This is a genomic window from Pseudomonas sp. SAR267 (assembly GCF_052077595.1).
GTDB lineage: Bacteria > Pseudomonadota > Gammaproteobacteria > Pseudomonadales > Pseudomonadaceae > Aquipseudomonas > Aquipseudomonas vlassakiae.
Map to the genome: position 1 here is coordinate 2,018,094 of NZ_JBQIHU010000001.1, position 13,403 is coordinate 2,031,496.

Genomic DNA, 13,403 nt, shown 5'->3' on the forward strand with positions numbered 1-13,403 from the left:
AGCAGCAGCCTACGTATTCAGACATGGCCCGACCGACAAACTGCCGCACAATGCCAACCTGAAAACTCCAGGTGCCCTCAAGCCATGAGCCTGCTGAAAGCCGCGCTGCGCGAAAAACACTTCGTCTGCGTAATGGAATTCGTGCCCAAGCCCTCGGCGGAACGCTTCGCCGCGATGGAGGCGATTATGGCCCGCGGGCAGTTGTGTGGCTGGCCGATGACCGTCGCCATCGGCGACCGCGTGGGCAGCCCGCTGGACATGTCACCGCTGGACGCCCTCGCCTCCTTCAACACCCCGCTCCCCGCCTTGCCGCACTTTTCGGGCAAGGACCGCGAGCGCCATCATCTGTTGGCTCAGCTGCAGCGCATGGACGCCGCTGGCCTCGATCAGTTGCTGTTACTCACGGGCGACCGCCTGCCCGGGCACCAACCCGGTGAACGCCCGGTGCGCTACCTGGAGTCGGTCGCGGCCCTGCTGATTGCGCGCCAGGCGTGCCCGAACTGGCTGCTCGGGGCGGCACTGAACCCGTTCAAGTACCACGAGGAAGAAGGCGGCGCACAGTACTTCAAGGCGGAGAAAAAGCTCGCCGCCGGCGCCGACTTCCTCACCCTGCAACTGGGCTTCGATGCCAGCAAGCACCAGGAAGCCATCCACTGGATGCAGCGCCAGGCCTCGCCCAAACCGATGCTGGCCTGCCTGATGAGCCTGACCCACGGCCGCGCGACGATGCTCGAGCATGTGGCGGGGGTAACCGTCTCGCCTTCGATGCGCGACCTGCTTGAAGCCGAAAGCAAGGTGTCCAAGGCTTTCGCCCAGGCGCGCAGCGTCGACCGCCTTGCCTTGCAGATTATCGGTGTGAAGCTGATGGGGTATGCAGGCGTGCACCTGTCGGGGATTCACGAACTCAAACAGCTGCTGGCACTGGAAGAGCGCCTGGAACACTGGCAAGCGCAGATCCATTCGCTGGAGCACTGGGCGCCCGCCTGGGCCGACAGCTGGCAGATGCCAGGCCTGCCCATCGTGGCGTTCCATCCGCCACAGGGCAACTGGCGCCAAGGTGAATCGACCGTCAGCGCCTCAGGCAAGGAGAAAGTCCGTTATCACCTGTTGCACAGTGCCCATTCGCTGCTGTTCAGCCGCAGCCACTGGCTCAGCAAGGCGTTCGGCTGGGCCGTGCGCCAGCCACTGTGGGCAACCAAGCGTGGGGCCCGGGTGTTGCACGGGCTGGAACGGGCGGTCAAACGCCCGTTGATTGGCTGCGACACCTGCGGCCGCTGCCGCCTGGAAGACACCCTCTACACCTGCCCGGAAACCTGCCCCAAGGGCCTGGCCAACGGCCCTTGCGGTGGCACGGCGCTGAACCGCTGCGAGTTTGGCGACCGTGAGTGCATCCACAGCGTCAAGTACCGCACCGCCAAGGCCGTGCGGCAAACCGCCGTGCTCACTGAGCGACTGATCCCGTGCATCGAGGTCGAGACACGCCACCGCAGCTCCTGGCCGCAGTGGTTCGAGGCTCAGCCCCCGCGCCAGCTCAGCCCGCAGCCAGCGCCTCGAACCCAGCCCGAATCTTAGCTTCGGGCAGTTCATCGGCGATGAACACCATCACGCTCTCGCGCTGCTCGTCTGCCGCCCATTCGGCATCCCAGTCGAAGCCGTAGAGCTTGAGCACGCCCTGGAACACCAGGCGACGCTCCTCGCCGGCGATGTTCAGCACGCCTTTGTAGCGCAGCAGCTGCTTGCCGTGCTCTTCCAGCAATTGGTTCATGAATTCGCTGAGGCGGTCGATGTCCAGGGCGGTCTCGGTACGCAACACCAGGGTGGAAATCCGGTCTGGCGTGGCCGGTTTGAGCACCGGGCGCAGGCTTGGCTTCAGGTTGGCACCCAGGTCCGGGTTAAGGTTGAAGCCGCGCACATCAAGCAGCTCGGCGAGGTCGATGCGGCCATGCTCGACTACACGGATGGCCGCCCGGCCATTGATCCGCGCCAGGCGCTCGCGCAGGGCCTCCACTGCAGCCGGTTCGACCAGGTCGGTCTTGCTCAGCAGCAGACGATCGGCAAAACCGACCTGGGCCTGGGCGATGGTCTGGGTCAGGTGCACCTCGGCATGGGCAGCATCGACCAGGGTGATGATGCCGTCGAGGATGTAGCGATCGCGCAGTTCTTCATCGATGAAAAAGGTCTGTGCCACGGGTGCCGGGTCGGCCAGGCCGGTGCATTCGATCACCAGGCGGTCGAAGGCGATCTCGCCAGTGTCCAGGCGTTCGAGCAGCAGGTACAGGGCGCGGGTCAGGTCGCCATGGATGCTGCAGCATACGCAGCCGTTGGCCAGGGTCATGACCTGTACCGGCTCGTCACCAAGCAACTGGCTGTCGATGCCAGCCTCGCTGAACTCGTTCTCGATCACGGCGATCTTCAGCCCGTGCTCGGCCTTGAGCATGTGCTTGAGCAACGTGGTCTTGCCGGCACCGAGGAAACCGGTGAGGACCGTTACGGGAATGGGCGTGTGCACGCAAAAATCTCCTGCACAGTAGAAAAAGAAAGGCCGCAATCCTGTAGGAGCGGCCTTGTGTCGCGAAAGGGCCGCAGAGCGGCCCCAAGTTTTCAGCTTCACAGCAGATATTGCCGGGGCCGCTTCGCAGCCCTTTCGCGACACAAGGCCGCTCCTACAAGGACTGCGCCGGCCTTGGACTCAACAGCACTTGGGCCCGGACTTGCCACCGTAACGTGCTTCCTGGCGTTCGCGGAAGAACGCCTCGTAGGTCATCACCGGTTTGTCCGGGTGCTTGTTGCGCATGTGCTCGACGTAGTTGTCGTAGTCGGGCATGCCGACCATCAGGCGGGCTGCCTGCCCCAGGTACTTACCCAGTCGACCCAAGTCGTTGAACATCACTGCGGTCCTCTCAAGCGTCAGGCAGGGCCTGGAACGGGGTTTCCTTGTCGGTGCGTTCTTTGCGGCCGAGGGCGGCGTAGCCGACCTTGAGGGCGAAGAACAGCACGCTGAACACCACCAGCAGGAACAGAATGGTCAGGCCGGCGTTGGTATAGGCGTTGAAGATCACGTGCTGCATCTGGTCGATGTTCTTGGCGGGAGCCAATACCTGGCCAGCGTCCAGCGCCGTGCTGTACTTCTTGGCCAGGGCCAGGAAGCCGACCGCCGGGTTCGGGTCGAACAGCTTGATCAGGCCCGCCGCAGTGGTGCAGATCAGCAGCCAGGCAGCCGGCACCAGAGTGACCCAGATATAGCGTTCGCGCTTCATCTTGATCAGCACCACGGTGCCAAGCATCAAGGCGATCCCGGCCAGCATCTGGTTGGAAATACCGAACAGCGGCCAAAGGGTGTTGATGCCGCCCAGTGGGTCGATCACGCCCTGATACAGCAGGTAACCCCACAGCGCCACGCAGCCGGCGGTGCCGATCAGGTTGGCAGTCCACGACTCGGTGCGCTTGAGGGCCGGCACGAAGCTGCCCAGCAGGTCTTGCAGCATGAAGCGACCGGCACGGGTACCCGCGTCCACCGCGGTAAGGATGAACAGCGCCTCGAACAGGATCGCGAAGTGGTACCAGAAGGCCATGGTGTTTTCACCCGGCAACACCTGGTGCAGGATCTGCGCGATGCCCACCGCCAGGGTCGGTGCACCACCGGCACGGGCCAGTACGGTGTGCTCGCCGATGTCGCGGGCTACCGCTTCGAGCTGCTCAGGGGTAATCAGGAAGCCCCAGCTGCTGACCGTTTGCGCCACCGAAACTGCGTCGGCGCCAACCACCGCGGCCGGGCTGTTCATGGCGAAGTACACGCCCGGCTCGATCACCGAGGCGGCAACCATGGCCATGATGGCGACGAACGATTCCATCAGCATGCCGCCGTAGCCGATGTAACGGGCGTTGGCTTCGTTGTCCAGCAGCTTCGGCGTGGTCCCCGAGGAAATCAGCGCGTGGAAGCCAGACACCGCACCGCAGGCAATGGTGATGAACAGGAACGGGAACAGGGTGCCCTTCCACACCGGGCCGGTGCCGTCGGTGAACTGGGTCAGCGCCGGCATTTTCAGCTCGGGCATGGTCACCAGGATACCGATCGCCAGGGCAATGATGGTACCGATCTTGAGGAAGGTCGACAGATAGTCACGCGGCGCCAGTACCAGCCATACCGGCAGCACAGCGGCAACGAAGCCGTAGCCAACCAGCATCCAGGTGATCTGCACGCCAGTGAAGGTGAACGCCGGGCCCCAGACTGGATCGGCAGCAATCTGGCCCCCCAGCCAGATCGACGCCAGCAGCAGCACCACGCCAACCACCGAGATCTCGCCGATGCGGCCCGGGCGGATGTAGCGCATGTACACGCCCATGAACATCGCGATCGGGATGGTTGCCATCACCGTGAACATGCCCCATGGGCTCTCGGCCAGGGCCTTGACCACGATCAGCGCCAGCACCGCGAGGATGATGATCATGATCAGGAAGCAGCCGAACAGGGCGATGGTACCCGGGATGCGGCCCATCTCCTCGCGCACCATGTCGCCCAGCGAGCGACCGTTGCGGCGAGTGGAGAGGAACAGGACCATGAAGTCCTGCACTGCACCGGCCAGCACCACGCCGGCGATCAGCCACAGCGTGCCGGGCAGGTAGCCCATCTGCGCGGCGAGTACCGGGCCAACCAGCGGGCCGGCACCAGCGATGGCAGCGAAGTGGTGACCGAAGAGGATGTGTTTGTTGGTCGGAACGTAGTCCAGACCGTCGTTGTTGAGCACCGCGGGGGTGGCTCGTCGAGGGTCGAGTTGCATCACCTTGGTGGCGATGAACAGGCTGTAGTAACGGTAGGCGACCAGGTAGATGGCCACCGCGGCGACCACGATCCACAAGGCATTGATCGCCTCGCCGCGACGCAGGGCGACGACACCCAGCGCGCAGGCCCCTATGACCGCCAGCGCCAGCCACGGGATGTGGCGTAGCAGGCTGTTATTGTTGTTCATGGCATGCTTCCAGCTAAGTGGTTGGAATAGACAGCCCTTTGAGTCTAGGGCTTGCTTGGAGTGTTTACCATCCCGAATTGAGCTTGCTGCTACAAGCAACCGCCCGCGCTAGAGCCCCGGTACCTTTCCCCACGCGGCCACGTTCAGCCGATAACCGTCAACTGAACCAACCTGACATTTTTGCCAGTTGTTGAGCACATTACGTGCGCATCTAATAACCAGGCACTCGGATTGGCTCTGAATGGACACACGGTTTCGAATCGACGGGTGCTGAAACTTTGCGTCCTCACCCTTCGTGAACGGAGAATGACCACCATGCCATCGGATAAATCAGGCGGTAACCAGAACTCTGGCCCAATCACCCCCCTCCACGGTGCGATTACAAAGCCAAAGTCACGGGCGTGCTTCGCAGAAGAGCGAGGCCTTATCGAAGGTAACCTCCAATATGGGATCGAAAGTGGCAAGTTCTTCCCGGAGACGGACGGAAAACTGGCCGACCCCTACGCCCCGGATGATGTCCGCAATATCCCACCCCCCGTCGATGGCAAGATCGCCAGTGGCGAGAGGCCGGCCGCCACTTACCTGGACCGGACAGATGTCGACTGGGACAAGCATGATGTGACCAGCGGCAAGGCCTTCGATTTTGTCTGGAGTTTCAGTGCACGCCACAAGTATCGCCGCTTCAACTATTTCATCACCAAAGAGGGCTGGGACCCCAAGGCGCCGCTTGCGCGCGCCCAGTTCGAGCCTGAGCCGCTTGCCACATTCCTCAATGAACGGAAGCCATACTGGAGCTTCCCCGACGAAGAAATGTGGCCCGCACAACCTACCATTCATACCCTGCAGTTGCCTGAGCGCCAGGGATATCATGTACTGCTCGGGGTATGGGAAATTGCCGAGACTGACAAGGCCTTCTACCAAGTGGTCGACCTGAACTTCTTCGGCTCGTGATCCCCGGCAGGTCAGATCGACAGGAGTGGCCATGGCTGGTCTATAGTCAGTGCATCTGACGAGGGGCCTGCCATGACCACTTCTGCCGACGACCGTCGCCGTTTCCAGCGCATCGACTTCGACGCCCCCACCGAACTGCGCCAGGGCGACCGCCGCTGGCCGGTGAAGCTGCTGGACCTGTCGCTCAAGGGCCTGCTGATCGAACGCCCCTTGCCCTGGGACGCTGACCTGACCCAGGATTTCGATGCCATCATCCACCTCGATCGCGATGTCCGTGTGCAGATGCAAGTCGAACTGCGTCACGAAGAAGCCACCCGTCTGGGCTTCGTCTGCCTGTACATCGACGTCGAGTCGATGAGCCATCTGCACCGTCTTGTGGAATTGAACCTCGCCGACGGCACCGAAATGATGCGTGAGCTGCGCGAACTGATCGAAGAATAGAATCTGTTAGCTGACTAACAGCCTTCCCATCTTCCGTTTCTTGTCTACCCAGACAGCTTTCTGCCTGGGTAGCAGTGCTTTGTACACACCCCTCTAGCACCGCATTGAAGAACTTGGTACGCCTTCTGCATTGAGGTTTTGCACACATTGCAAGGCCCGCTGTTCGCGCTCCGATCAAAATATTGTATACAATTCATGTAGCAATACTTTGTAGGAAATGTCTACAGTAGCGGCACAACAATAAACAGAGAGCCTGCTCCATGACTACGTCCCCTAGCACGTCTCCCGCCCAGCGCCCCGAGGACGAAAACCTCGGGCTGGGTGCCAACCTGGCTTATGGTCTGCAGCATGTGTTGACCATGTATGGCGGGATCGTCGCGGTACCCCTGATCCTGGGTCAGGCAGCCGGCCTCAACGGTGCCGAAATCGGCATGCTGATCGCCGCTTCGCTGTTTGCCGGTGGCCTGGCGACCCTGCTGCAAACGCTAGGTATCCCATTCTTCGGTTGCCAGCTGCCGCTGGTACAGGGCGTTTCATTCGCCGGCGTGGCGACCATGGGCGCCATCCTCAGCAGTGAGGGCGGTGGTGGCCTGCCGGGTGTGCTCGGCGCGGTCATGGCGGCTTCGGTGATCGGTTTCCTGATCACCCCGGTGTTCTCACGCATCACCAAGTTCTTCCCGCCGCTGGTGACCGGCATCGTCATCACCACCATTGGCCTGACCTTGATGCCGGTTGCCGCGCGCTGGGTGATGGGAGGTAACAGTGCATCGCCAGAGTTCGGCAGCGTCGCCAACATCAGCCTGGCGGCATTGACCTTCGCCATTGTCCTGGTATTGAGCAAACTCGGCAGCGCAACCATTTCGCGGCTGTCGATCCTGCTGGCCATGGTGGTTGGCACGCTGATCGCCTGGGCGCTGGGCATGACCGACTTCAGCAAGGTCAGCGAAGGCCCGATGTTCGCCTTCCCCACCCCGTTCCACTTCGGCATGCCGGAATTCCACATCGCCGCGATCCTGTCGATGTGCATCGTGATCATGGTGACCCTGGTGGAAACCTCGGCCGACATCCTCGCCGTGGGTGAAATCATCGACACCAAGGTCGACTCCAAGCGCCTGGGCAACGGCCTGCGCGCCGACATGGCATCGAGCATCCTGGCGCCGATCTTTGGCTCCTTCACCCAAAGCGCGTTTGCCCAGAACGTCGGCCTGGTGGCCGTGACCGGGGTCAAGAGCCGCTACGTGGTTGCCACCGGTGGCGTGATCCTGGTGGTGCTCGGCCTGCTGCCGGTGATGGGCCGGGTGATTGCCGCCGTACCGACACCGGTGCTGGGTGGCGCGGGCATCGTGCTGTTCGGCACCGTGGCCGCCAGCGGCATCCGCACGCTGTCGAAGGTCAACTACAAGAACAACGTCAACCTGATCATCGTCGCGGCCTCGCTGGGCTTCGGCATGATCCCGATCGCTGCGCCGACCTTCTACCACAACTTCCCGAACTGGTTCGAGACCATCTTCCACTCGGGCATCAGCTCGGCGGCAATCATGGCCATCCTGCTGAACCTGCTGTTCAACCACTTCCAGACGGGCAACTCGGAGAACCAGTCGGTATTCGCCGCAGCCTACGAGCGCACCATCCAGTACTCGGACATCTCATGCCTGCGTGACGGTGACTACTTCAAGGATGGCAAGCTGTTCGATGCCGAGGGCAACGAAGTGCCGGTGATGGAGCTGGACGAGCACGGTAACCAGGCGCCCCGGCGCAGTGCGGTTGCCGAACATTGACCACTGACTGAGTGGTGCCGTGGGGGGAGCCGATGCGCATCGTCGGCTCCCCTTTTTCATTTTCCTGTACCGGCCTCTTCGCGGGCACGCCCGCCCACAGGGATACGCGGTTTCTTGTGGGAGCGGGCGTGCCCGCGAAGAGGCCGGTACAGGTTAAAGATTACTCGAACAAGGCATCCAGGGCCTGCTCCAGGCGGGTCACGGCAATCACCTGCAACCCCGCAGGCGGCTCCTTCGGCGCATTGCCCTTGGGCACGATGGCACGCTTGAAGCCATGCTTGGCCGCTTCTTTCAAGCGCTCCTGGCCACTGGGCACTGGCCGCACCTCGCCCGACAAACCGATCTCGCCAAACACCAGCAGCCCATGGGCCAACGGCCGGTTGCGCAGGCTGGACATCACCGCTGCCAGTAACGCCAGGTCGGAAGCCGTTTCCAGCACTTTCACCCCACCGACCACGTTGAGGAACACGTCCTGGTCGTGGGTGGGAATACCCCCATGCCGATGCAGTACAGCCAGCAGCATGGCCAGGCGGTTCTGATCCAGGCCCAGGGTGACCCGCCGTGGGTTGGCCAGGTGGCTGTCATCGACCAGCGCCTGCACCTCGACCAGCATTGGCCGGGTACCTTCCCAGGTAGCCATCACCACGCTGCCGGGCACTTCTTCCTGGGTACGGTTGAGGAAGATTGCCGACGGGTTGGACACTTCTTTCAGGCCACGGTCGGTCATGCCGAACACGCCCAGTTCGTTGACCGCGCCGAAGCGGTTCTTCACGGCCCGCAACAGGCGCAGACGGCCGTCGGACTCACCCTCGAAATACAGCACGGTATCGACCATGTGCTCCAACACCCGAGGCCCGGCCAGCGAGCCTTCCTTGGTGACATGGCCCACCAGGAAGATCGCCGTACCGCTCTGCTTGGCATAGCGCACCAGCAATGCCGTGCTCTCGCGCACCTGGGCCACGCCGCCGGGGGCGGACTGCAACTGCTCGGTGAAGATGGTCTGGATCGAGTCGATCACCATGACCCGGGGTTTTTCCACCCGGGCGGTGGCGATGATGGTTTCGATGCAGGTTTCGGTCATCACCTTGAGCTGGTCCTGGGGCAGGCCCAGGCGCCGCGAGCGCATGGCCACCTGTTGCTGCGACTCTTCACCGGTGACGTACAACGCGGGCATGCCAACGGCGATGTTGCATAACGTCTGCAGCAGGATGGTCGACTTGCCTATCCCGGGGTCACCGCCAATCAGCACCACCGAACCATCGACCAGGCCACCGCCGAGCACGCGATCGAGTTCGGTGCTGCTGGTGGTGAAGCGTGGGATCTCTTCGACGCTGACTTCGGCCAGGGTCTTGATCTGTGCCTGCTGCCCGGTCCAGCCAGCGCGCCCGCTGGGGGCCGCCGCGCCGCCGCTTTCGATCATGGTTTCGACCAGGGTGTTCCAGGCCCCGCAGTCGGCGCACTGGCCGGCCCATTTGGGGAAGGTCGCGCCGCACTCGGTGCAGCCATACAAGCGCTTGGCCTTGGCCATGGGCAGGGTCTCCTGGAAAAAACCGCCATGATAGCCGAGGCCGACGTGTCTCGAACCGTTCGAGATGCGACAAAACTAAACGTTCTAACCGCAGTCACTACCCCTGAAGCCAACGCATGAAGCGTTTTAGTGGCTTACACTGCGTTAACCTCACCATTTGTTACAAGGAACCAAACATGGGCATGATCAGTGAGTTCAAGGCCTTCGCGGTCAAAGGCAATGTCGTCGACATGGCGGTCGGTATCATCATCGGCGCGGCCTTCGGCAAGATCGTCTCGTCCTTCGTCGGTGATGTGGTCATGCCGCCACTGGGACTGTTGATCGGGGGCGTCGACTTCAGCGACCTGGCCATCACCCTGAAAGCTGCCGAAGGTGATGTACCGGCGGTGGTGCTGGCCTACGGCAAGTTCATCCAGACGGTGATCGACTTCCTCATCGTCGCCTTCGCCATCTTCATGGGTGTGAAGGCGATCAACCGCCTCAAACGCGAAGAGGCCGTGGCACCGACCGCGCCGCCAGTACCCACCCCGCAGGAAACCCTGCTGACCGAGATTCGTGACCTGCTCAAGGCACAGAACCAGAATCGGTTGCCCTGAAATGGCTGGGGCCGCATTGCGGCCCCTTTGCATCACCAGTAGTTTTCCACCGCCACCTGCCCCGGCCGCTTGCTCAGGCTCAGTTGCAGGTCACGCGCCTTGAGCACCTTGCGTGTCTCGTCGATCATTTCCGGGTTGCCACACAGCATGATCCGCGAATGCTCGGGCGACAATTCCAGCCCCGCCGCCTTCTCCAGCTCGCCATTCTCGATCAGCGTGGTGATGCGCGCATTCAAAGCCCCGGGATGCAGCTCACGGGTCACCACCGGAATGAACTGCAGCTTGCCAGCGTATTCGGCCAGGTAATCGCGCTGCTCCAAACCGGCGATGGCATCTACATAAGCCAGCTCTCTCGCCTCGCGCACCGAGTACACCAGCTTGATGTTGTCGAAACGCTCCCAGGCTTCAAAGTCCTGCAGGATCGACATGAAGGGTGCGATGCCGGTGCCGGTCGCCAGCAGCCACAGGTCTCGGCCACCGACGAAGCGATCCAGGGTCAGGAAACCGAACGCCTGACGGTCGATCAACAAGGTATCGCCCTGGCCCAGGCGGCTCAGTTCACTGGTGAATTCGCCACCCGGCACCACGATTGAAAAGAAGTCGAGGTATTCGTCATGGGGGGCACTGACCATCGAATAGGCACGCCAGACCACGCTGCCATCGGCCTTGGCTACGCCCAGCCGGGCAAACTGGCCAGCCCGGAAGCGAAACCCTGGATCGCGCGTCACCCGCAGGCTGAACAGGTTCGGCGTCAGCGGCTGGACATCGAGCAGGGTCTGGCGGGTAAATTTCTCGGCACTGGCGGTCATGACGGGCTCCGTGTAAGGCGTGCGCCCAGTGTCGCGCAAAGCGGCCTGGATAAAAACCGCCGGAAAGTAGGGGCACAACAAGACGACCGCGTCGCTACATGAAAAAAGCGGCCTCTATAACAAAAAAACCCAACATAACAGTCGGCCTTTTCCTACAATCATCCCGTTATGGAACGGTTTGAACGGTAACCGCCGAGGGAGTGAGACAGATGCCTCAATGGAATCATGAGCATCTTCATCGACTGATCAGCGAGAGCACGCCACAAAAAGTGTTCGACCTCGCAGTGCACCTGGCGCAAGACTTGGATATGGCGTTTCTAGGGTTGAAAGTGCGCATTCAACTGGCTGCCCAATCGCCAAGGCTGTACCTGTACAGCAACTATCCAGAGGCGTGGATAGAGCGCTACCAGCGTGATGAATTCTACAAACAGGACGCTGCGGCAACCCGAAGCCATAGCTCGACCATGCCGGTATTGTGGACCGATGAGCTGTACAAGGAAGTACCCGAATACCGTGAACAGGCCTGTGCGCACGGCCTGCGCCATGGCTGGACGCAGTCCCTGCATGACCTGCAGCACAATGAGAGCCAGGTCAGCGTGTGCAGGCCGAGCAATGCTGTAGCCATCACCGAGCTTTATGACAAAGCCGGCAAAGTGCAGTGGCTGTGTCACACCCTGCACGCGATCGTCAGTGAATATCACCTGGCCCGGCTCAGCACCCCGCTCAAAATGAGCGACCGGGAAATCGAAGTGCTCAAATGGTCAGCCGCTGGCAAGACAGCAGCCGACGTGGCCTGCATCCTGTCACTGTCGCAGAGCACGGTGAACTTCCATATTCGTAGCATCATCACCAAGACCAACGCTGCCAACAAGTCCGGTGCCATCGCCATCGCCATGATGCGCGGCCTGATCGACCAGTAGCCGGGCCTGCGGCCTCGGACAAAGCCCTGTAGAATCGCGTGCCAAAGCCCGTGGCGAACCGCCATCGGCAGATCCGTACCCGAGCCAGATGCCATGCCCCTGTTGACCACCCCCTTCGCCGAACTCGACCTGATCCGCCAGCCGGACCAGGCTAACGACCCGTTGCAGGCCTTCGATGCCGCTGATGAATACCTGCTCGAGCAGTTGCATGCCCAAGGCCTGGACGCTGGCAGCCGGGTACTGGTGCTCAACGACAGCTTCGGCGCCCTGGCGGCCAGCCTGGTCGACCATCTGCAGGTGATCAGCAGCGGCGACTCGCACCTGGCGCACATGGCCTTGGAGAAAAACCTGGCGCGCAATGGCAAGGCGTTCGACAGCGTGCCCTTCGTGCCGGCCAGCGAGCACTGGCAAGGCCCGTTCGACCGCGTACTGGTGCGCGTGCCGAAAACCCTCGCACTGCTTGAAGAACAACTGATCCGCCTGCAAGGCCACCTGGCACCCGGCGCCCAGGTGATTGCCGGAGCCATGATCAAGCACCTGCCGCGGGCGGCCGGTGACCTGTTGGAAAAGTACATCGGCCCGGTACAGGCTTCGCTGGCACAGAAAAAGGCGCGCCTGTTGACCGCCACGGTCGCCGAGCGTCCGGCCGCGAGGTCGCCCTACCCGACCCGCTACACGCTCGACAAACCAGCACTGGAACTGCTCAACCATGCCAATGTGTTCTGCCGCGAGGGCCTGGACATCGGCACCCGCGCCTTCCTGCCCCACCTGCCCCGTGGCCTGGGCAACGCCCGCGTAGCCGACCTGGGCTGCGGTAACGGCGTGCTGGCGATTGCCAGCGCGCTGGCAAACCCTGATGCGCAGTACACCCTGGTCGATGAGTCGTACATGGCAGTGCAGTCGGCGCTGGAGAACTGGCAGGCCGCTTTGGGTGAACGGCCAGTCACGGTCATGCCGGGGGACGGCCTGGCGGGCGTTGAAAAACAATCGCTGGATGTCGTGCTGTGCAACCCACCCTTCCACCAGCAGCAGGTGGTCGGTGACTTCCTCGCCTGGCGCATGTTCCAGCAGGCGCGCGAGGCGCTGGTGGTCGGGGGCGCGCTGTACATCGTCGGCAACCGCCATCTGGGCTATCACAGCAAGCTGGCGCGGCTGTTCCGCGGCGTCGAGCAAGTCGCTGCAACACCGAAGTTCGTGGTCCTCAAGGCGCGTAAATAAAAGCAGGGGGCGCCTGTCGCGCCCCCCTGCACTCAATGGGTGGTCAGGCCTGCGGCCCCCATGAACAGCCGCATCACCCAGGCGGCCACGCCCAGCGCAGCCACGCTCATCGCCCAGATCAGCAGCAGCCAGCCAAGCCGCTGCCACAGCGGCTTCTTGTCTTCCAGGCCATGTTTACCGTTCATCATGGAACCC

General features: G+C 62.3%; 13 protein-coding genes. 7 read left to right on the forward strand and 6 right to left on the reverse strand.

Annotated features, from left to right (window positions below; all coding sequences use genetic code 11):
* Positions 1 to 84 precede the first annotated feature (84 nt).
* Positions 85 to 1,572 carry a methylenetetrahydrofolate reductase C-terminal domain-containing protein gene (locus tag ACTORR_RS09750; RefSeq protein ID WP_054887229.1) on the forward strand — a complete coding sequence of 496 codons (1,488 nt, stop codon included), beginning with the start codon at positions 85 to 87 and terminating at the stop codon, positions 1,570 to 1,572.
* On the opposite strand, the gene yjiA is transcribed toward ACTORR_RS09750, so the two are convergent.
* The 3 genes from yjiA to ACTORR_RS09765 all read right to left on the reverse strand — a co-directional run bounded on the left by yjiA (position 1,532) and on the right by ACTORR_RS09765 (position 4,967).
* The gene (yjiA, locus tag ACTORR_RS09755) at positions 1,532 to 2,509 is read right to left on the reverse strand and encodes a GTPase (RefSeq protein WP_054887230.1); all 978 of its coding nucleotides are present in this window, start codon (positions 2,507 to 2,509) and stop codon (positions 1,532 to 1,534) included. The two genes, ACTORR_RS09750 and yjiA, sit on opposite strands and share 41 nt — an antisense overlap.
* 180 nt (positions 2,510 to 2,689) lie before the next feature.
* Entirely contained in the window at positions 2,690 to 2,887 is a 198-nt protein-coding gene (locus ACTORR_RS09760; protein WP_054887128.1) for a YbdD/YjiX family protein, read from the reverse strand.
* Positions 2,888 to 2,900: 13 nt separating this feature from the next.
* Entirely contained in the window at positions 2,901 to 4,967 is a 2,067-nt protein-coding gene (locus ACTORR_RS09765; protein ID WP_054887129.1) for a carbon starvation CstA family protein, read from the reverse strand.
* 306 nt (positions 4,968 to 5,273) lie between these two features.
* Here ACTORR_RS09765 and ACTORR_RS09770 point away from each other — a divergent pair, with 306 nt between their 5' ends.
* The 3 genes from ACTORR_RS09770 (at position 5,274) to ACTORR_RS09780 (ending at position 8,137) form a co-directional block, all read left to right on the forward strand.
* Positions 5,274 to 5,918, forward strand: a complete 645-nt coding sequence (locus ACTORR_RS09770; RefSeq protein ID WP_256218713.1) for a lytic polysaccharide monooxygenase auxiliary activity family 9 protein — start codon at positions 5,274 to 5,276, stop codon at positions 5,916 to 5,918.
* 72 nt (positions 5,919 to 5,990) lie between these two features.
* Complete coding sequence (locus ACTORR_RS09775; protein WP_054887130.1) at positions 5,991 to 6,359, forward strand: PilZ domain-containing protein; 369 nt, start codon at positions 5,991 to 5,993, stop codon at positions 6,357 to 6,359.
* 260 nt (positions 6,360 to 6,619) lie between these two features.
* Positions 6,620 to 8,137: a nucleobase:cation symporter-2 family protein gene (locus ACTORR_RS09780; RefSeq protein WP_054887131.1), complete on the forward strand. Its 1,518-nt coding sequence runs from the start codon at positions 6,620 to 6,622 to the stop codon at positions 8,135 to 8,137.
* A gap of 160 nt (positions 8,138 to 8,297) precedes the next feature.
* On the opposite strand, the gene radA is transcribed toward ACTORR_RS09780, so the two are convergent.
* Positions 8,298 to 9,665 (reverse strand): DNA repair protein RadA, encoded by a 1,368-nt coding sequence (gene radA, locus ACTORR_RS09785; RefSeq protein WP_054887132.1) that lies wholly within the window; start codon positions 9,663 to 9,665, stop codon positions 8,298 to 8,300.
* A gap of 176 nt (positions 9,666 to 9,841) precedes the next feature.
* On the opposite strand from radA, the gene mscL reads away from it, so the two are divergent.
* Positions 9,842 to 10,261, forward strand: a complete 420-nt coding sequence (mscL, locus tag ACTORR_RS09790; RefSeq protein ID WP_054887133.1) for a large-conductance mechanosensitive channel protein MscL — start codon at positions 9,842 to 9,844, stop codon at positions 10,259 to 10,261.
* Between the two features lie 32 nt (positions 10,262 to 10,293).
* Here mscL and ACTORR_RS09795 read toward each other — a convergent pair whose 3' ends face one another.
* Positions 10,294 to 11,070, reverse strand: a complete 777-nt coding sequence (locus tag ACTORR_RS09795; protein ID WP_054887134.1) for a ferredoxin--NADP reductase — start codon at positions 11,068 to 11,070, stop codon at positions 10,294 to 10,296.
* 209 nt (positions 11,071 to 11,279) lie between these two features.
* Between ACTORR_RS09795 and ACTORR_RS09800 the strand changes: the two genes are divergently transcribed.
* Together ACTORR_RS09800 and ACTORR_RS09805 are read left to right on the forward strand one after the other, a co-directional pair.
* Entirely contained in the window at positions 11,280 to 11,990 is a 711-nt protein-coding gene (locus ACTORR_RS09800) for an autoinducer binding domain-containing protein (protein WP_054887135.1), read from the forward strand.
* A 93-nt stretch (positions 11,991 to 12,083) separates the two neighbouring features.
* Entirely contained in the window at positions 12,084 to 13,208 is a 1,125-nt protein-coding gene (locus tag ACTORR_RS09805) for a methyltransferase (RefSeq protein ID WP_054887136.1), read from the forward strand.
* Positions 13,209 to 13,240: 32 nt separating this feature from the next.
* Here the strand turns inward: ACTORR_RS09805 and ACTORR_RS09810 are convergent, their stop codons facing one another.
* Positions 13,241 to 13,396, reverse strand: coding sequence for a DUF2474 domain-containing protein (locus ACTORR_RS09810; protein ID WP_054887137.1), 156 nt, complete (start codon positions 13,394 to 13,396; stop codon positions 13,241 to 13,243).
* Between the last annotated feature and the right edge of the window lie 7 nt (positions 13,397 to 13,403).